General features: G+C 70.8%; 15 protein-coding genes and 2 pseudogenes. 5 read left to right on the top strand and 12 right to left on the bottom strand.

Going from position 1 to position 16,546, the window contains the following annotated elements; translation table 11 throughout:
• Positions 1 to 6: 6 nt before the first annotated feature.
• Both ACFYW1_RS14100 and ACFYW1_RS14105 read right to left on the bottom strand, forming a co-directional pair.
• Positions 7 to 651, bottom strand: a complete 645-nt coding sequence (locus tag ACFYW1_RS14100; RefSeq protein ID WP_388991316.1) for a histone protein — start codon at positions 649 to 651, stop codon at positions 7 to 9.
• A 248-nt stretch (positions 652 to 899) separates the two neighbouring features.
• Entirely contained in the window at positions 900 to 1,079 is a 180-nt protein-coding gene (locus ACFYW1_RS14105) for a CsbD family protein (RefSeq protein WP_388991318.1), read from the bottom strand.
• A 287-nt stretch (positions 1,080 to 1,366) separates the two neighbouring features.
• Between ACFYW1_RS14105 and ACFYW1_RS14110 the strand changes: the two genes are divergently transcribed.
• Positions 1,367 to 1,693 carry a plasmid stabilization protein gene (locus ACFYW1_RS14110; RefSeq protein WP_388991320.1) on the top strand — a complete coding sequence of 109 codons (327 nt, stop codon included), beginning with the start codon at positions 1,367 to 1,369 and terminating at the stop codon, positions 1,691 to 1,693.
• A 138-nt stretch (positions 1,694 to 1,831) separates the two neighbouring features.
• On the opposite strand, the gene ACFYW1_RS14115 is transcribed toward ACFYW1_RS14110, so the two are convergent.
• Positions 1,832 to 2,008, bottom strand: a complete 177-nt coding sequence (locus ACFYW1_RS14115; protein ID WP_388991322.1) for a hypothetical protein — start codon at positions 2,006 to 2,008, stop codon at positions 1,832 to 1,834.
• A gap of 425 nt (positions 2,009 to 2,433) precedes the next feature.
• Between ACFYW1_RS14115 and ACFYW1_RS14120 the strand changes: the two genes are divergently transcribed.
• The gene (locus ACFYW1_RS14120; RefSeq protein WP_388991431.1) at positions 2,434 to 3,957 is read left to right on the top strand and encodes a cytochrome bc complex cytochrome b subunit; all 1,524 of its coding nucleotides are present in this window, start codon (positions 2,434 to 2,436) and stop codon (positions 3,955 to 3,957) included.
• A 44-nt stretch (positions 3,958 to 4,001) separates the two neighbouring features.
• Here ACFYW1_RS14120 and ACFYW1_RS14125 read toward each other — a convergent pair whose 3' ends face one another.
• The 4 genes and pseudogenes from ACFYW1_RS14125 to ACFYW1_RS14140 all read right to left on the bottom strand — a co-directional run bounded on the left by ACFYW1_RS14125 (position 4,002) and on the right by ACFYW1_RS14140 (position 9,520).
• Positions 4,002 to 4,394, bottom strand: a complete 393-nt coding sequence (locus ACFYW1_RS14125) for a cytochrome c oxidase subunit 4 (RefSeq protein WP_388991324.1) — start codon at positions 4,392 to 4,394, stop codon at positions 4,002 to 4,004.
• Positions 4,391 to 6,106, bottom strand: a complete 1,716-nt coding sequence (gene ctaD, locus ACFYW1_RS14130; protein WP_388991326.1) for a cytochrome c oxidase subunit I — start codon at positions 6,104 to 6,106, stop codon at positions 4,391 to 4,393. Before ctaD ends, ACFYW1_RS14125 begins: the two co-directional genes overlap by 4 nt.
• A 460-nt stretch (positions 6,107 to 6,566) precedes the next feature.
• Positions 6,567 to 8,138: pseudogene (locus ACFYW1_RS14135) on the bottom strand (glycoside hydrolase family 15 protein); the annotation flags it as partial.
• Between the two features lie 197 nt (positions 8,139 to 8,335).
• Positions 8,336 to 9,520: an alcohol dehydrogenase catalytic domain-containing protein gene (locus ACFYW1_RS14140; protein WP_388991328.1), complete on the bottom strand. Its 1,185-nt coding sequence runs from the start codon at positions 9,518 to 9,520 to the stop codon at positions 8,336 to 8,338.
• Positions 9,521 to 9,988: 468 nt separating this feature from the next.
• On the opposite strand from ACFYW1_RS14140, the gene ACFYW1_RS14145 reads away from it, so the two are divergent.
• Positions 9,989 to 12,061, top strand: coding sequence for a catalase (locus tag ACFYW1_RS14145; protein WP_388991330.1), 2,073 nt, complete (start codon positions 9,989 to 9,991; stop codon positions 12,059 to 12,061).
• Positions 12,062 to 12,114: 53 nt separating this feature from the next.
• On the opposite strand, the pseudogene ACFYW1_RS14150 reads toward ACFYW1_RS14145, so the two are convergent.
• Together ACFYW1_RS14150 and ACFYW1_RS14155 are read right to left on the bottom strand one after the other, a co-directional pair.
• A pseudogene (locus tag ACFYW1_RS14150) lies at positions 12,115 to 12,342 on the bottom strand (methionyl-tRNA formyltransferase); the annotation flags it as partial.
• Positions 12,343 to 12,353: 11 nt separating this feature from the next.
• The gene (locus ACFYW1_RS14155; RefSeq protein ID WP_388991332.1) at positions 12,354 to 13,109 is read right to left on the bottom strand and encodes a TioE family transcriptional regulator; all 756 of its coding nucleotides are present in this window, start codon (positions 13,107 to 13,109) and stop codon (positions 12,354 to 12,356) included.
• A gap of 58 nt (positions 13,110 to 13,167) precedes the next feature.
• Between ACFYW1_RS14155 and ACFYW1_RS14160 the strand changes: the two genes are divergently transcribed.
• Positions 13,168 to 14,370: an erythromycin esterase family protein gene (locus ACFYW1_RS14160; RefSeq protein ID WP_388991334.1), complete on the top strand. Its 1,203-nt coding sequence runs from the start codon at positions 13,168 to 13,170 to the stop codon at positions 14,368 to 14,370.
• Positions 14,371 to 14,518: 148 nt separating this feature from the next.
• On the opposite strand, the gene ACFYW1_RS14165 is transcribed toward ACFYW1_RS14160, so the two are convergent.
• The 3 genes from ACFYW1_RS14165 to ACFYW1_RS14175 form a co-directional block, all read right to left on the bottom strand.
• Complete coding sequence (locus ACFYW1_RS14165) at positions 14,519 to 14,878, bottom strand: peptidoglycan-binding protein (RefSeq protein WP_388991336.1); 360 nt, start codon at positions 14,876 to 14,878, stop codon at positions 14,519 to 14,521.
• A gap of 301 nt (positions 14,879 to 15,179) precedes the next feature.
• Positions 15,180 to 15,566: a VOC family protein gene (locus tag ACFYW1_RS14170; protein WP_388991338.1), complete on the bottom strand. Its 387-nt coding sequence runs from the start codon at positions 15,564 to 15,566 to the stop codon at positions 15,180 to 15,182.
• The gene (locus tag ACFYW1_RS14175; protein ID WP_388991340.1) at positions 15,563 to 15,856 is read right to left on the bottom strand and encodes an ArsR/SmtB family transcription factor; all 294 of its coding nucleotides are present in this window, start codon (positions 15,854 to 15,856) and stop codon (positions 15,563 to 15,565) included. Before ACFYW1_RS14175 ends, ACFYW1_RS14170 begins: the two co-directional genes overlap by 4 nt.
• Before the next feature lie 127 nt (positions 15,857 to 15,983).
• On the opposite strand from ACFYW1_RS14175, the gene ACFYW1_RS14180 reads away from it, so the two are divergent.
• On the top strand, positions 15,984 to 16,544 hold the full coding sequence (locus tag ACFYW1_RS14180; protein WP_388991342.1) for a hypothetical protein: 561 nt from the start codon (positions 15,984 to 15,986) through the stop codon (positions 16,542 to 16,544).
• Positions 16,545 to 16,546 lie beyond the last annotated feature (2 nt).

A 16,546-nucleotide genomic window follows, 5' to 3' on the forward strand; every position in this document is an offset into this window, starting at 1 on the left:
GACTGGTCACCTTTGGTGCTCGGCGCGGGACGGTGCCTTCTTCCCGGTGGAAGCGGCCTTCTTCCGCGGGGCGGACTTCCCGGCGGCTCTCCCCTTCGCCGGGGGCTTCCCGGAAGGCGCTGTTTTCTTTGCCGTTCCCCGCTTGCGCTCGCCCGTCTTCTTGGCGTCCCCTTCTCCGGCGCGACCGGAGGACTTCTTCGGAGCGCGGCTCCTGGGCTGCCCCGCGGTACCGCGCGAACTGCGGCTGCGCGACTTCTTCCCTTCGTCCTCCGATTCCTCGTCCTCCTCCGACGCGTATTCCTCCCCTTCTTCCTCTTCGTCCCCCTCTTCGTCGTCGGCGCTCTCCAGCCGGAGGGTCCGTTCGCGTACGGAATCGGCGAGTGCGGAGAGCCGGCGGTCGGCAGCGGCGGAGACGGCGTTGCGACCGGCCGTCATCAGCTCCCCACGCAGCTGGTCGCCCAGATCCGCGACCTGCGGAATTTCCCCGAGCTTTTTCGCGCCCTGGGTCACCAGACTCCGTGGGTCGATCCCGAGCCGACGGCCGGCCAGGTAGGACGCCGCGGTGAGGGCGAGGCGACCTTTCTTGGTACGCCCCAGGACGTAACCGCCCGCCACCGCTGCGGCGAGCAACAGTTTGTTTCCTTCGGTCATGGGTGATTCACCCTCTCGTGGGTGTCGAGCAGGAATCGCACCGCGACGGGACCGTTTTCTCGCCGTGGACATCGCCGAGCGGTCCGCCGCGCATTTTGCGGAGCTTCTGCCGGCCCCCGTACAGCACGAAGCGGGCTCGTTCCCCGAAGCGGCGAACGGCCCGCGCCCCCAGGGACCGTACGGGCCTCGTCAGGCGGTTCTCCCGTCCGCCGACCGCCTCCGGTCGTGTGACGGAAAGACGGTCGTGGTCATCCGGCGGGCGGTACCTGCGGCGGAGTGCGGTCGTGGCCGCCGCTCGTCTGCTTCCCCGCCTCGCCCCCGGCCTGCTCGACCCGGCCCTCGGCCTCCCCGCGCCGGTCGCCCGTCAACTTGCCCACGGCTTCTTTCGCCTTGCTCCTGATCCTGTCCTCACTGCTTCCGTGAGTCATTACGACTCCTCCGATGGGGGATTTCGCTCTCTCTATCAAAACTAGTTCTTTCCTGGGGAATTGGCGCGGTGTGGACGGGGGCATCGGTGCCGGGGATCGCAGGGTGGACCGGGCGTGTCCGCGATTCGGTACCGGGCTTCCGCCACCACGTGATCGGCCCAACGATTTCCCTGTGCCGGGCCCGATTTCCTGTGGCGGGAGCCATGCATCCCGCGTGCAATGGGAAGGAGTTTCCCTTCCCGTCGATGCGGCCGGATTCCGTGCCGCGATCAATTCCAGGAGCTGCCATGCCGGCCGGATCGAGCAAGAAGCGTGAGCGTCAGTACGAGCACGTCAAGGAGAGCGCCGAAAAGCGCGGAGCTTCGAAGGAGCGGGCGAAAGAACTCGCCGCCCGTGTGGTGAACAAGGAACGCGCCAGGTCGGGCGAGTCCCGCACGTCGAGCAGGACCTCCACCCGGGACCCGAAATCCGCCTCCCAACGCGGCGGGGAACGCTCCCACAGCGGTTCCCAGGGCCCCACCCGCGATCAGTTGTACGAGGAGGCGAAGAAGAAGCACATCGAAGGCCGTTCGTCCATGAACAAGCAACAACTGCGCGAAGCCCTCGGCCGCTGACTGAATCGAGGACCGGGGGGGCACCCCGCCCCGAACTCCTCCGTCGGGCCGTGAAGGCCGCCGGTGGGAGCGGCGACCGGCACCGGGGGCGATCTCGCACGACCACGGGGGAACCGCGGCGCGGACCCCCGCCCCGGCTCAGATCAGCGGCACCACGATGGCGACCACCAGCACGATGATCACCACCACGATGATCCATATCCATGGGGACCGGTGCCTGCGGGACGGATCTTCCGGCCCGCCCCCACGGGGCCGGTCCTCGGGAAGCTCGGGGTTCTCGGGCCGGTCACGGCGGTAGAAATCGGAGTCGGACATGGACGAGCCCTCCTCTCGCTCGGGCGGCCCCGACCGGGGACGCCCACGTTCTCCATACTCCCACTTCCGCTCCCGCCACGAGCCGGCCGCCGCATCCCGCCGGAGGGATCACCCTGCGCGCACGGTGCCACCGGTGTTCCCGTGCCCCCGCCCTCCGGCCGCGGGAACACCGCTCCTCGCACCTGCGCCGTGCCCCTGATCCGCGTAATGCGGTGGTACGTGCCGGGCGGCCCTCCATAGTGCGCAGTGGCGCGGTGTGTCTTGGGCGCGCTTCTCGGTGTGCCACCCGCGAGCCGAAGAGGAGTTGACCGGTGCTTCTGTTCCCCCGCCGCAGACGCGTGCTCAAGGAGAGGGCACGCCGGATCGTCCGGGAGGGGTACGTCGCGGTCGACCGCCGGACACCCCTGTCGGAGGCGGCCGGGGGGATGATGCGCAAGGCGTTCCCGGACCACTGGTCGTTCCTCCTGGGCGAACTGGCGCTGTACAGCTTGGTCGTCCTGGTCCTTACCGGCAGCTTCCTGACGTTGTTCTTCGATCCCAGCATGAAATCGGGGCCCTACCTCGGTTCCTACGGACCCCTGCGCGGCCTGACGGTCTCCCAGGCGTACGCCTCGACCCTGCACATCAGCTTCGACGTGCGGAGCGGACTGCTGATCCGGCAGATGCACCACTGGGCGGCCCTGCTCTTCGTCGCGGCCCTGGGCGTGCACATGCTCCGGGTGTTCTTCACCGGCGCGTTCCGCCGGCCCCGGGAGGTCAACTGGACGGTGGGCGTGACGCTGTTCCTCCTCGCCCTCCTGGAGGGTTTCTGCGGCTATTCCCTGCCCGACGACCTGCTGTCCGGAACGGGCATGCGCACCGCGAACACCATCGTGACCTCCCTTCCCGTGGTGGGCACGTACCTGAGCCATTTCCTGTGGGGCGGCTCTTTCCCCGGTCATGCCATTCTCCCGCGCCTCTACGTCGTCCACGTCCTCTTCGTCCCCGCCCTCCTCATCGGCCTGGTGCTGTTCCATCTGGTGATGGTCGTCTACCTGAAGCACACCCAGTGGTCGGCCCCCGGCAGGACCAACCGCAACGTGGTGGGGCAGCCGATGGTTCCGCACTTCGCCGCGAAGTCGGCGGGGCTGAGCCTGATGGTCGCCGGCGTCACGGCCCTGCTCGGCGCCACCGCCCAGATCAACCCGGTCTGGAGCTACGGCCCCTACCGGGCGGACCAGGTATCCCTCGACTCGCAGCCCGACTGGTACGTCGGGTTCCTGGAAGGCGCGCTGCGCCTCATGCCCCCGTGGCAGAACGAGGTGGCGGGGCACACGCTCATGTGGAACGTGCTCGTTCCCGCGGTGCTGCTGCCCGGCCTGTTCTTCCTGGCGCTCTACCTCTACCCGGCCTTCGAGAAGTGGGTCACGGGCGACGACATGGAACACCACCTGTGCGACCGGCCGCGGGACCGCCCCACGCGCACCGGCCTGGGCGTGGGGGCCGTCGTCTTCTACGCGGTGCTGCTGCTGGCGGGCGGCAACGACGTCACGGCCCTCGTCTTCGGCGTCTCGGTGGAAGCGCTGACGTGGATCCTCCGGATCGCGCTGGTCGTCGGGCCGGTGCTCGCCCACCTCGTCACCAAGCGCGTCTGCCTCGCCCTGCAGGCGCGCGAGCGCCAACTCATGGAGGAGGGGCGGGAGACGGGGGCGGTCGAGCAGAACGTCTACGGTGCGCTCGGCGAACGCCGTCGGCCGCTCGACGCCGCCCGGCGCTACCGGGCACTGGTGCGGGACGTTCCCCGGCCGCTCGCCGCGCCGGACGCCGGGGCGCCGCGCCGGGCCCGGCTCCGCTCCCTGCTGAGCCGTTGGTACTACCACGATCGGGTCGACATGCCGACGACCGCGGAACAGCGCGCCCGGATCTCGGAGCGGCTGAGGGACCCGGTGGGCGGACCGGAGGAACGGTAGGAGCGTGCCCCGGGGGGCGGCCCGCGAAGCACCCCGGACCCGACTCAGTCGTCCTCCCGTCCCGCGAACTGGAACGTCATGCCGAGCACCCCGGCGAGAGTGATCCCGAGGCCGATGAGGAACAGGAAGAGCGCGTAGACCACGCCCAGGCCGATCAGCGCCGCACCCACGGCGACGATCACCGGGCAGACGCTGTACGGGGGGAAGAAGTCCACGGGGCCGGAACGTTCCCGGACCTCCGAATCCGAACGGTCCTCGGGCCTCGCGCCCTTCCTCCGGTGGTTCGCCCCGCAGAAGAAGGCGATGAGCGCCGACATGAGGAAGGAGACGGTCAGGGCAGCGACCCCGGCGGGTTCGCTCGCGAAGCAGGCGTAGACGACATCGGTGACCAGGAAGAACAGGGCCACCCCGGCGAAGATCTGGGCCTCCGGTTTCATGAGTCCCGCCCCCCGAGCGTGTCCGGGGTCGGGGCGCCGCTCCCCGCCCCCTCGGGGCCGGACGCCTCCGGGTGGTTCAGATCGAAGGCGGGGGAGTCGGAACGAATCCGTGGCAGCGCCTCGAAGTTGTGCCGGGGCGGGGGACAGGAAGTGGCCCATTCGAGCGAACGGCCGAACCCCCAGGGATCGTTCACCTTCACCCGGGGGGCGTACCTGGCGGTCCTCCAGACGTTGTGGAGGAAGGGCAGGGTGGAGATCCCGAGCAGGAAGGCGCCCACCGAGGAGACGGTGTTGAGCACGGTGAAGCCGTCGGCTGCCAGGTAGTCCGCGTACCTGCGGGGCATTCCCGCCTCGCCGAGCCAGTGCTGGACGAGGAAGGTGATCTGGAAACCGGCGAACAGGGTCCAGAAGTGGATCCTGCCGAGCCGTTCGTCGAGCATCTTCCCGGTCAGCTTGGGCCACCAGAAGTAGAAGCCGCCGAACATGGCGAAGACGATCGTGCCGAACAGCACGTAGTGCAGATGGGCGACGACGAAGTAGCTGTCGGTGAGGTGGAAGTCCAGGGGCGGCGAGGCGACGAGGACGCCACTGAGCCCGCCGAGCAGGAAGGTGACGAGAAAACCCAGGGCCCAGAGCATCGGGGTCTCGAACGAGAGGCTTCCGTTCCACATCGTGCCGATCCAGTTGAAGAACTTCACACCGGTCGGCACCGCGATCAGGAACGACATGAGCGAGAAGAAGGGCAGCAGGACGGCCCCCGTGGCGAACATGTGATGAGCCCAGACGGTGGCCGAGAGCATGGTGATGGCGATGGTGGCACCCACCATCCCGACATAGCCGAAGACGGGCTTCCGGCTGAACACCGGGAGGATCTCGGTCACCACGCCGAAGAAGGGCAACGCGACGATGTACACCTCGGGGTGCCCGAAGAACCAGAACAGGTGCTGCCAGAGCAGTGCCCCGCCGTTGGCGGGATCGTAGACGTGCGCGCCGAACTTGCGGTCCGCCAGGAGTGCCAGCAGGGCCGCCGTCAGTACCGGGAACGCCAGCAGCACCAGAAGCGAGGTGAACAGGACGTTCCAGGTGAAGATCGGCATGCGGAACATCGTCATGCCCGGGGCGCGCAGGCAGACGATCGTGGCGGTGAAGTTCACGGCGCCCAGAGTGGTGCTGACGCCGCTCAGGACCAGCCCCATCGCCCACAGGTCACCACCGGCGCCGGGCGAGCGGACGGCGCTGTTCAGCGGGGCGTAGGCGAACCAGCCGAAGGAGGCGGCGCCGCCGGGGACGACGAGCCCGCCGACCACGATCAGGCCCCCGAAGAGGAACAGCCAGTAGGTCAGCGCGTTGAGCCGGGGGAACGCCACGTCGGGCGAGCCGATCTGCAGCGGCATGACGGCGTTCGCGAAACCGGCGAAGGTGGGCGTTGCGAACAGCAGCATCATGACCGTGCCGTGCACGGTGAACAACTGGTTGTACTGGGCCGGGCTCAGGATCTGCGTGCCCGGCCGCGCCAGCTCGGCCCGCATGATCATCGCCAGCGCGCCGGCGAACAGGAAGAAGGCGAACGAGGTGACGAGATACATGTTGCCGATCGTCTTGTGATCGGTCGTCGTCACGATCTCCCGGATCCGGTGGCCCACGCGCACCCGGGGGTTGTCGGATCCGTCCTCCTCCGGGAGGGCCCACCTCGGGTCTTCCAGCCGTGTCATGGTGCCTCCGCGGTTCCGGGTGGCGGCAGTGGCCGGGCCCGCCGCCGCGCCTGCTGGGTAGCCCCTTGCGACCGGCCGGAAACCTGTCTGTGAGCTGATCGGACGTCACCACGCGTCGTGATGGCGCCGGCGGTGCGGAAACGCCGGTGACCCGACGGGGGAGGGGCTTGCGCCGACCCGGCCGGACGGTGTGACGGCGGGTGACGGGCCCGGGCCACCGGCTCTCCACCGGTATGAACGAAACCGGGCCGCGAGGGATTCGCTGCCGAACGGGTGAGAGCCCCCAGGGGAGGAACGCCCGGCCCCACCACCCGTCCCTCCCCGCACCGGGCCGTTCAGGACGGGGGCGTCGCGAGCCGGGCGGCGCTCTCCAGGAACAGGGCGTGGACGAATGCCTGGGGAGGTTCCCGCGAAGCTGCCGTTGACGGATGTCGTACTCCTCGGAGAAGAGCCCCGCCGCTCCGCAGGCGGCACGATTGCGCTCGAACCACCGCAGGGCCTCCTCCCGGTGCCCCTGCTGGTGCTCGGCGAGTGCCATGACGTACCCGCAGAGCAGGAAGGCGCCCTCGGCCTCCTCCAGCGGCCGTTCGTCATGCCGGAACCGATAGGCGTAATGACCGGCGGTCAGTTCCCGTGCGTACGCGCGCAGCGTCGCCCGGGTCCTCGGGCCCCCGGCCGGCAGCGCGCCGCGCAGCGGGGGCAGCAGCAGCGCCGCGTCGACCCGCGGGTCGCCGGGGGAGCGCTGCCAGCGGCCGGCGGGGTGGAGGCAGGTCACCGAGGCGTCGGCGACGATCCGGTCGGCGAGCGCGGCCAGGGAAGCGGCCCGTCCGTCAGGAGCGAGACCGGCCCACGAACGCAGCCCGGCCGCGCAGATCAGTCGGCTGTGGGTTCACCGACGGTTCCCCAACTCCCAGATACCGGCGTCGGGTTCGTTCCGGCGGTGGGCGATCGCGTCGGCTGCGAGGCGGGCGGCCAGCCGACCGTCGGTGTCGAGCCGGCCGAGCCGGTGGGCGGCGGACAGGAGAAGCAGTGCTTCGCCGAAGGCATCGAGCTGGAACTGCCGGCTCACCCGGTTGCCGATCCGGTCGTACCCGCCCGGATACCCCGGCAGCCCCAGGGTGCGCTGGTCCGGGACGGGGCCGCCCGTCATGGTGTAGGCGGGGGCCAGCCGCGGGCCGTCCTCGTGCAGGCGGGCGGTCACGAACCGCACCGCGTCGTCCAGCAACGCGTGCTCACCGCAGGCCGTCGCGGCCTGTCCCACGTAGCACTGGTCGCGGATCCATACGTAGCGGTAGTCGTAGTTGCGGCCCTCCTCGGCACGTTCGGGCAGGCTCGTCGTGGCGGCGGCGACCGTTCCACCCGTGGCGCCGGTCAGACCGCGCAGCACGGCGCGGGAGTGGCGGGCGTCCCCGGGCGCGAGCGTCGACGCCAGGTCGGGCACCGCCTCGTCCCAAGCGTTCTCCGTCGCCTCCCACGCCCGCGACGGCACCACCGGATCACCGAGCGGACGGTCGCAGATCTCCAGCACCAGATCGCGGGAGGTTCCGGGAGCCAGGGCGATTTCCGCGCTCAGGCCCGTGGTCCGCAGCCCCCGGCGCACGGGCCCCGCCTCTCCTGCCCCGCTCCACCGCCACCGCAGGGCGCCGCTCCGCCCGGTCCAGACGCCCTCGCCGTCCCGGTGGATGCCCCGGGCCGGCTCGGTGCCGTAACCCGCGCACGGCTCCAGGCGCACCAGGACCTCGGCCGACGCGTCCACGGCCATGATCCGGCGCAGCAGGACGACCCGGTGCGGATCGCCGGGAAGCGCGAGGGCGTCGTGGCATTCGACGACGCCCCGTTCGGTGGTCCACCGGTTGCACCAGACGAGGCTGCCGTCCCGGTAGTGGCCGCCCCGCACGAAGCGCCCGCGCGGGGTGACCGTGTAGTGCCCGCCACCCCCGACGAGGGCGGCGAGCACCGCTTCGGAGTCCCAGCGCGGCGCGCACAGCCACGGGATGTCCCCGCGGGGGACCGACGAGGGCGCCGCGCTCACCGTCCGCGATCAGCGCGTAGTCGCGCAGCGCGTGGGGCCGGGGCATGCCGCCCCGGGGCGGGTGGAATCGGTTCACCCGTGGCTCCCTCCTTCCGGTCGCTTCGCGTGGTGAAGCGGATCACCGCCGTACGCGGCAGCGCTCGGCGCCCTCCGCGCGACGCCCCCGCCGGAAGGAGGCGCGGGCCGCACCGCCGCCGCTACGGCCGCAGCAGGGTCTTGACCATGCCGTTCTCCTTGGCCTGGAACATCGCGTACGCCTTCGGACCGTCCGACAGCGGGAGACGGTGGGTGGCGAAGTCGTCCACGCCCAGCACGTCCGCGTCGTCGAGCAGCGGCAGGATCTCGGGCACCCAGCGCCTGACGTTGGCCTGTCCCATCCGCAGCTGGATCTGCTTGTCGAACAGGGTCAGCATCGGCAACGGGTCCGCCGCGCCGCCGTAGACACCGGACAGCGAGACGGTGCCGCCGCGCCGCACCACGTCGATCGCGGTGTACAGGGCGGCGAGACGGTCCACACCCATGTGCTCCATGAGCCTGCGGGCGACCAGGTCGGGCAGGAGACCGGTGGCCCACTGCGCGGTCCTCGCGAGGGGCGCGCCGTGGGCCTCCATGCCGACCGCGTCGATGACGGCGTCGGTGCCCCGGCCGTGGGTGAGCTGCCGGATCGCGTCGGGCAGCTCCTTGCCGTACCGGTTCACATCGAACACCTGGACCCCGTGCGCGGCGGCCCTGGCGAGCCGTTCGGGCACCAGATCGGCCCCGATCACCAGACCTGCGCCCAGATGCCGGGCGACCCTGGTGGCCATGTCGCCGATCGGGCCGAGCCCCAGCACCGTGATGCTCCCACCGGGAGGGACGGACGCGTACCGCACGGCCTGCCAGGCCGTCGGCAGCACGTCGGACAGGTAGACGTACCGGTCGTCGGGCGGTCCTTCGGGCACCTTGATCGGCAGTGTGTTCCCGAAGGGCACGCGCAGCAGTTCCGCCTGTCCGCCGGGCACCTGCCCGTACAGCTTGGTGTAGCCGAACAGCGCGGCTCCCGTGCCCTGTTCGTGGACCTGGGTGGTCTCGCACTGGGAGTGCAGACCGCTGTCGCACATGAAGCAGGTCCCGCAGGAGACGTTGAAGGGGACCACGACGCGGTCCCCCGCCCGCAACGCCGTGACGTCGCGGCCGACCTCCTCGACCACCCCCATGGGTTCGTGGCCGAGGACGTCCCCCGGGTCCAGGTACGGGCCGAGCACTTCGTACAGGTGCAGATCGGACCCGCAGATCCCGGTCGAGGTGATCCGCACGACGACATCGGTGGACTCCTCGATGCGCGGGTCCGGGACGGTCTCCACCCGCACGTCACGACGTCCCTGCCAGGTGAGTGCACGCATGGTGTCTCTCCTCACTGCGGCGCCCGGGAACGGTCGGCCCGGCTCACCGGTGCTCCCCGGGAACGCGCCCGCCGGAAGTCCGTCCGTCCTCCCGCGGACGGTCCCGGACACCGCCACCGGCGTCCCCGGCGGCCGGGCTTTCCGACGTGGGGGTCCTCGTCCGGCGCCGCTCTGCCGCTTCGGTCGGTACGGGCCGACTCCTCCAGCGAACCAGTGTCGCGGCCGTCCCGCCTCCCGTGGCGGAAACCTCCACGGGGCGGCGGACGCCGTGGGCTGCCTCCGGGGCCCGGAGCCCGGCGGGCTGCGTCCGCTCGGCCCAGGCGCCGGGCCGGATTCCGAGGCTGTTGGAGGGAGCGGGGGGAAATACCGCGTTACCGGTGGCCGGAGGCGGTTACCCGCTTGGGGACGAGCAGTGCCCGCACCGGCCCCTCGGCCGGTGCCGCAGGCGCGCCCCAGGAGGAGAAGCCCATGAAGGACAGGAAACAGGCCCAGCGTGACCGCGCACGGGCCGCCGATCCGGCCGAGGGGCCGCTGACCACGGATCAGGGCGTGGCGATCGAGCATACGGACGATTCGTTGACGGTCGGTGACCGCGGCCCCACGCTGCTGGAGGATTTCCACTTCCGGGAGAAGATCACGCGCTTCGACCACGAGCGCATCCCCGAGCGGGTCGTCCACGCCCGGGGGGCCGGGGCGTACGGATTCTTCGAGCCGTACGAGTCCTGTGCCGAGTTCACCAGGGCGGCCTTCCTCCAGGACCCGGCCGTCCGCACTCCGGTGTTCGTGCGGTTCTCCACCGTGCAGGGTCCGCGCGGCTCGGCGGACACGGTGCGCGACGTGCGGGGCTTCGCGACGAAGTTCTACACGTCCGAGGGGAACTACGACCTCGTGGGGAACAACTTCCCCGTCTTCTTCATCCAGGACGGCATCAAGTTTCCCGACTTCGTGCACGCCGTGAAGCCCGAGCCGCACAACGAGATCCCCACCGGGGCGTCCGCCCACGACACCCTGTGGGACTTCGTGTCCCTCCAGCCCGAGACGCTGCACACGATCATGTGGCTGATGTCGGACCGGGCGATTCCGCGCAGCTACCGGATGATGCAGGGATTCGGCGTCCACACCTTCCGTTTCGTGACCGCGGACGGGCGCGGAACCTTCGTGAAGTTCCACTGGAAGCCCAAACTGGGCGTGCACTCCCTGGTCTGGGACGAGGCCCAGGAAGTGCAGGGCCGCGATCCCGACTTCAACCGGCGCGACCTGTGGGACGCCATCGAGGCGGGCCAGTACCCGGAGTGGGAACTGGGCGTCCAGCTCATCCCGGAGGAGGACGAGCACTCCTTCGACTTCGACCTCCTCGACGCGACGAAGATCGTTCCCGAGGAACTGGTCCGGGTCCGGCCCATCGGCCGGATGGTCCTGGACCGCAACCCCGACAACTTCTTCGCCGAGACGGAACAGGTCGCCTTCCACACCGCCAACGTGGTCCCCGGCATCGACTTCACCAACGACCCGCTGCTCCAGGCGAGGAACTTCTCCTACCTCGACACCCAGCTGCTGCGGCTGGGCGGCCCCAACTTCGCCCACATCCCGGTCAACCGCCCGGTCGTCGACGTGCGCAACAACCAGCGCGACGGCTTCCACCAGGAGCAGATCCACTCCGGTACGAGCTACACGCCGAACACCCTCGGCGCGGGCTGCCCGGTACTCGCCGACGTGGAGTCCGGGGCCTACCGTCATCTCACCGAACGGGTGGAGGGCAGCAAGATCCGCCGCCGCAGCCCCAGTTTCGAGAACCACTACCTGCAGGCGGCCCTGTTCTGGCGCAGCATGGTCGAATGGGAGCGGCAGCACATCGTCGACGCGTTCCGCTTCGAGCTGGGCAAGGTGGCGGCGAAGGACGTCCGGGCGCGTACCGTCGCGCAGTTGGCCCAGGTCTCCACCGATCTCGCCCGGGCCGTCGCGGAAGGCATCGGGGTGCCCCTGCCCGACCCCACGGACACGCCGGCCCCGCCCCCGTCCCCCGCGCTGAGCCTGGAGAGCAACCGGGGGGACGGTTCGATCCTCTCGCGACGGATCGCCGTCCTCGCGACGGACGGGATCGAGGAGGAGCAGATCGCCGCGGTCCGGGAACCGCTCACCGCCCGGGGCGCCGTTGTCGAACTGATCGCCCCGAAGGACGGCGGGATCGCCACCAGCCGGGGCGGCACGGTCGAGGCCGACCGGGCGCTGCCGACCGTCGCCGCCGTGCTCTACGACGCCGTGCTGCTGCCCGACGGTGCGCGGTTCACCGATGACCCGGTCCGCCGGTTCGTGCGCAACGCGTACCGGCACGGCAAACCCATCGGTGGTTACGGCGGAGGCGTGGCAGCTCTGGGCGACCTCCTGCCCACCGCCGTCACGGACCGGTCCGCCGCGACGGGAGGCGAGCCCGTCGAACTCCTGGGCGTGGTGACGGCCGCCGCCGGTGACGACGCCTTCGGCGAGGCGTTCGCCTCGGCGGTCGCCGCCCATCGCCACCGGGACAGGCCGGACCTGACCTGACGTTCGGGTTCATGGCTGTGCCTTCCTCGCGCCGGTCCGGCGGGAGGAGCGGGTCAGGGGCGGCCGGTCAGGTAGCCGCCCATGGAGGTGAAGTACTCCGTGGCGGGCGTCTCGCGGCCGTCCTCGGTCCGCACCCGCGTGAGGGCCGGTCCGTGGTTGCGGCCGGTGCGGGCGTCGGCCCCGGCGACGATCACCACGCCGTCGCCCTCGCGGTAGAAGATCCGGCCGGGCGTACCGCCGTAGCGGTTCCGGGACACGACTGCGGCGAGGACCTCCAGCCGGGGCTCACCGTTCATGAGGGGCGGCCGTGGTCCCGGTCGCGCTCGTGGAGGTACGCCTCCAACTCGGCGGCCCCGGCCAGCATCGCCCGTCCGCGCGCGGCCACCCGGTCGTGCCAATCGCGCAGGGTGGCCTCCAAGGGCCCCGGTCCGCCCGCCGACCGCACCCGGGCGATCAGTGGGGCGATCTGCTCCAACAAGTAACCGCCCCGCCTGAGTTGATGTGCCATCAGGGCATCCCGCACATCGGCCTCGTCGTAGACGCGGTACCCGGTCAGCGGATCGCGGCGCGGGTGCAGCAGCCCGGCGCGCTCCCATGTGCGCAGCGTCGCGGGCCGGATCCCGAGCCGCCCCGCCAGCGCCCCGACGAACACGCCGCCGGACCCGGGCGCCACCGTGCCGGGCCCGGGCCCGGGGGCGGACGTCAGGTCGCGCAGGGCGTTCTCCACGGCCCGGAGCGTGCGCCGGTCGTCGAGCAGTTGGGCATGGCTCTCGTCGATGAGACGGAACGCCTCGTCGGCCTCGCCCAGGTTCACGGCCCGCATGATCGACGTCGCCGTCCGGTGGCCGTGGCCGGGCACCAGGGCGAGGAACGTGCGCAGGGCCCGCGCGTGCAGCGGGGCGTAGGTGCGGTAACCGTGCGGTGTGCGGTCGGCGGCCGGGAGGATCCCGGCCTCCTCGTAGTTCCTGACGGCCTGCGTGGACAGGCCGTGCCCGCGGGCCAGGTCGATCGGCCGGAGACGTTCACGACTTTGAAGCTTTCGTCCCATCGAACCGCCCACATCGCGCAAAAGTTTCAATCGAAGGTTCAACGATACCGTTCAAGGCATGGCAACCGACATCGAGGAAACCCTTCATGCCGTCGAGGCCGCCGCCGTCATGGGGCTGCTCCCGAACCGGCCCCGGATGCTCGCCCTGGGAGAGCCCACCCACGGCGAGGACACCCTGCTCGGCCTGCGCAACGAGCTCTTCCGGCAACTCGTCGAGCAGGAGGGCTACCGGACGATCGCGGTCGAGAGCGACTGTGTGAGGGGCCTGGTCGTGGACGACTACGTCACCTCGGGCACGGGCGCGCTCGACGAGGTCATGGAGCACGGATTCAGTCACGGTTGGGGCGCCCACGCGGGCAACCGCGAACTCGTGCGCTGGATGCGCGACCACAACGACGGCCGGCCCGCCTCCGACCGGGTCCGCTTCGCCGGTTTCGACGGCCCGCTGGAGATCACCGCCGCCGAGAGCCCCCGGCGGACCCTCACCGCACTGCACGACCACCTCTCGGCCCGGGTGGACGCGAACCTGCTCCCCTGCACCGCGCAAACGCTCGACCGGCTGCTCGGCCCCGACGACCGGTGGACCGATCCCGCCGCGATGATGGACCCGTCCCGGTCCGTGGGGCGGTCGGCCGACGCCGACCGGCTGCGGCTGATCGCCGACGACCTGGTGGCACTGCTCGACGCGCAGACACCGCACCTGAGCGGGACGGCCTCGGGGGACGAACGGGACCGGTTGCGGCTGTACGGGCGCACCGCGACCGGTCTGCTGCGCTACCACCACTGGATGGCCGACGCCTCACCGGCCCGCATGACCCGGCTGGTGGGCCTGCGGGATCAGATGATGGCCCACAACCTCCTCGCCCTCGCCGAGCGGGGCCCGGTGCTCGTCCACGCCCATAACTCCCACCTCCAGCGGGAGAAGAGCTCGATGCGGATGTGGGAGGGGCCGGTGGAGTGGTGGAGCGCCGGAGCGCTGGCGGGCGCCCGGCTCGGCGAGGAGTACGCCTTCGTGGCCACGGCCCTCGGCACGATCCGCCACCGGGGCGTGGACGCGCCGCCGCCGGACACCCTCGAAGGGCTCCTGTACGCACTCCCGGAGGACCGTTGTGTCGTCGACGCCGCGCGGCTGGCCGCCGTCCTCGGCGACGCGCTGCCCGCGCCCCGCGTCTCCCCCTGGTTCGGCTACGCCCCGTTCGACCCCGCCCATCTGGCGGGCAGTGACGGCATCGTGTTCGTCAAGGACGTGCCCCGGGGGTAGGGCCCGACGCCCGGATCGCCGTGCTCGGCACGGGTGTTCCGGACGCACCCTTCCCCAGGGCCCTCCGGCAGATGCGGGTGCGGGAGACGGGGCGAAGCCGGGCCCGCCCGGACCGCTGTCGGGCGGGGCCCGGCCGTCCGGCGCGGCCCTATCCCGGGTAGGGGTCGTAGCAGTCGAGAGCGGGGTTGTAGAGGACGTTCCAGGTCTTGGCGCCGACGATGCCGTCCTTGGTCAGGCCGTGACACCCCTGGATCCACTTGATCTTGGCACGGGTCTTGCTGCCGAAGGCTCCGTCGACGCCCAGTTTGGGGACGCCGCCCCAGATGTTCGACAGGCACTGGGCCTGTTTCACCGCCACTCCGGTGCTGCCGTACTGAATGGTCGGGCGGTGGGTCGACGAGGCGTGGGCACAGCCTCCGGGCGCGGCGCCGGCCGATGGCGCGCCGACTCCCAGGAATCCGGCGGCGAGTACAGCGGCACCCAGGACGGACATGATCCGGGTTTTCATGGCACCTTCCCCCACTCAAATGATCACTATGTGTGACATTTTGCGACTGTAAGGATGCGAAGGTTCTCTGTCGAGAACGCCGGGACGAAGTTCGGCCAGCGGTTCTGCCCCGCGCGCCGCCTGCCGGGCGGGAGCGGTGAAGACGGGCCGGTCCGTGTGTTCGATCCCGGCTCCGGGGTGCACCGCCGCGGGGCGGCGCGCCCCGGCTTCCCGCGCTTGCTCCCGACGCCAGTTCGAGAGCGGTCCCGCGGCGAGACTGGCCGGATATGGACGGGGCCCGCCACCTCCACGCGGGGGAGCCCTATTCGCTGTGCACGATCTGGATCAGGTTGCCGCAGGTGTCGTCCAGAACCGCAGTGGTGACCGGTCCCATTTTCAGCGGTTCCTGGGTGAAGCGCACCCCGAGCCCGCGCAGCCGGTCGAACTCCGCCCGCACGTCGTCCACGGCGAAGGAGGCGGCCGGGATGCCGTCCGTCGCCAGCGCCGTCTTGTACGGCTTCACGGCGGGGTGCCCGTCGGGCTCCAGCAGCAGTTCGGTCCCGTCGGGGTCCTCCGGCGAGACCACGGTCAGCCAGCGGTCCTCGCCCAGGGGGACCTCGTGCTTCTTCACGAAGCCCAGCACGTCGGTGTAGAAGCGCAGGGCCTTGTCCTGGTCGTCGACGAAGACGCTGGAAATGTGGATCCTCATGGGGTGCTCTCCGGTGTGTCGGGCCCGAGCCACCGGGCCACGATGTGCTTGAGGGGTTCGGTGTTCAGGTCGTGGAACTTGTAGCGGCCCTGGCGACGGGAGAGGACCAGGCCCGCGGATTCGAGTACGGCCAGGTGCTGACTGATCGCCTGACGGGACAGCCCCAGGCCGTGCTTGGTGACCAGTCGTGAGCAAATCTCGAACAGGGTCTGGCCGTTCCGCTCCGTCAGCTCGTCGAGGATGAGCCGACGGGTGGGATCGGCCAGGGCCTTGAAGACATCTTCCGCCATGACCGAATCATAGGCAAGTGGAGACTTGCCTATCAAGTCGGACGGCTGCCACCACCCACCGGACCCGTCCCGGCGCACGGCAGTGGCGACGGCGCGACGGTTTCCGGTGGTTGGTAGCGTGAGCGCCGTGACGGAGCTGGAAGAACTGGTCCTGACCCCCGACGAGCGGGCTCGGGGGGTCCGGGTCGACAGTGTGTTGTTCGTGATGGACTGGACCGGTGAGGACCATCCGGGGCAACTGGCGGCGTTCGTGGCCGGCCGGGTACGGGCCTTCGGGGCGGACCCGGCGGACGTGGACACGAGTGCCGTCCACCGGGCGGCCGAGGCCGATCCGGCCCTGCGCCGTGGCGACCTCCCGGTCCGTCAGCTCGATCACCTGGCCGGTGTGCTGGCGGGTCTCGGCTGCACGCTCGTGGTATTGGACAGCGGCACCGACACCTACGAGGTGATGGTCGCGCTGACCGGGGGGCGCGAGCCGACCGGGTTGACGCACCAGGACGTTCCGGTACGGGCCTGGGGCTCGGAACCCGAAGAGACCCTGGTCACCCTGGACTGCCCGGGCTGCTCGCAGATGCTGGTGTGGGAACTGCCGGCGGGCCAGACCCTGGCCGGTGAACACTGCGACTGCGGAGCCGCGTTGTTCGACGCCGCCGGCCACCCGCTGCCCGGCGTCACCCTCCACGACTGAAC

This window comes from Streptomyces sp. NPDC002669 (genome assembly GCF_042889165.1).
In the GTDB taxonomy this organism is placed as follows: domain Bacteria; phylum Actinomycetota; class Actinomycetes; order Streptomycetales; family Streptomycetaceae; genus Streptomyces.

Excerpts from the sequence above, each read along its gene's own strand:
- ACFYW1_RS14175 (WP_388991340.1), bottom strand. The coding sequence starts at position 15,856 with ATGGCGGAAGATGTCTTCAAGGCCCTGGCCGATCCCACCCGTCGGCTC.
- ACFYW1_RS14160 (WP_388991334.1), top strand. The coding sequence starts at position 13,168 with ATGGCAACCGACATCGAGGAAACCCTTCATGCCGTCGAGGCCGCCGCC.
- ACFYW1_RS14105 (WP_388991318.1), bottom strand. The coding sequence starts at position 1,079 with ATGACTCACGGAAGCAGTGAGGACAGGATCAGGAGCAAGGCGAAAGAA.
- ACFYW1_RS14140 (WP_388991328.1), bottom strand. The coding sequence starts at position 9,520 with ATGCGTGCACTCACCTGGCAGGGACGTCGTGACGTGCGGGTGGAGACC.
- ACFYW1_RS14100 (WP_388991316.1), bottom strand. The coding sequence starts at position 651 with ATGACCGAAGGAAACAAACTGTTGCTCGCCGCAGCGGTGGCGGGCGGT.
- ACFYW1_RS14125 (WP_388991324.1), bottom strand. The coding sequence starts at position 4,394 with ATGAAACCGGAGGCCCAGATCTTCGCCGGGGTGGCCCTGTTCTTCCTG.
- ctaD (WP_388991326.1), bottom strand. The coding sequence starts at position 6,106 with ATGACACGGCTGGAAGACCCGAGGTGGGCCCTCCCGGAGGAGGACGGA.
- ACFYW1_RS14155 (WP_388991332.1), bottom strand. The coding sequence starts at position 13,109 with ATGGGACGAAAGCTTCAAAGTCGTGAACGTCTCCGGCCGATCGACCTG.
- ACFYW1_RS14165 (WP_388991336.1), bottom strand. The coding sequence starts at position 14,878 with ATGAAAACCCGGATCATGTCCGTCCTGGGTGCCGCTGTACTCGCCGCC.
- ACFYW1_RS14170 (WP_388991338.1), bottom strand. The coding sequence starts at position 15,566 with ATGAGGATCCACATTTCCAGCGTCTTCGTCGACGACCAGGACAAGGCC.
- ACFYW1_RS14110 (WP_388991320.1), top strand. The coding sequence starts at position 1,367 with ATGCCGGCCGGATCGAGCAAGAAGCGTGAGCGTCAGTACGAGCACGTC.
- ACFYW1_RS14120 (WP_388991431.1), top strand. The coding sequence starts at position 2,434 with ATGATGCGCAAGGCGTTCCCGGACCACTGGTCGTTCCTCCTGGGCGAA.
- ACFYW1_RS14145 (WP_388991330.1), top strand. The coding sequence starts at position 9,989 with ATGAAGGACAGGAAACAGGCCCAGCGTGACCGCGCACGGGCCGCCGAT.
- ACFYW1_RS14115 (WP_388991322.1), bottom strand. The coding sequence starts at position 2,008 with ATGTCCGACTCCGATTTCTACCGCCGTGACCGGCCCGAGAACCCCGAG.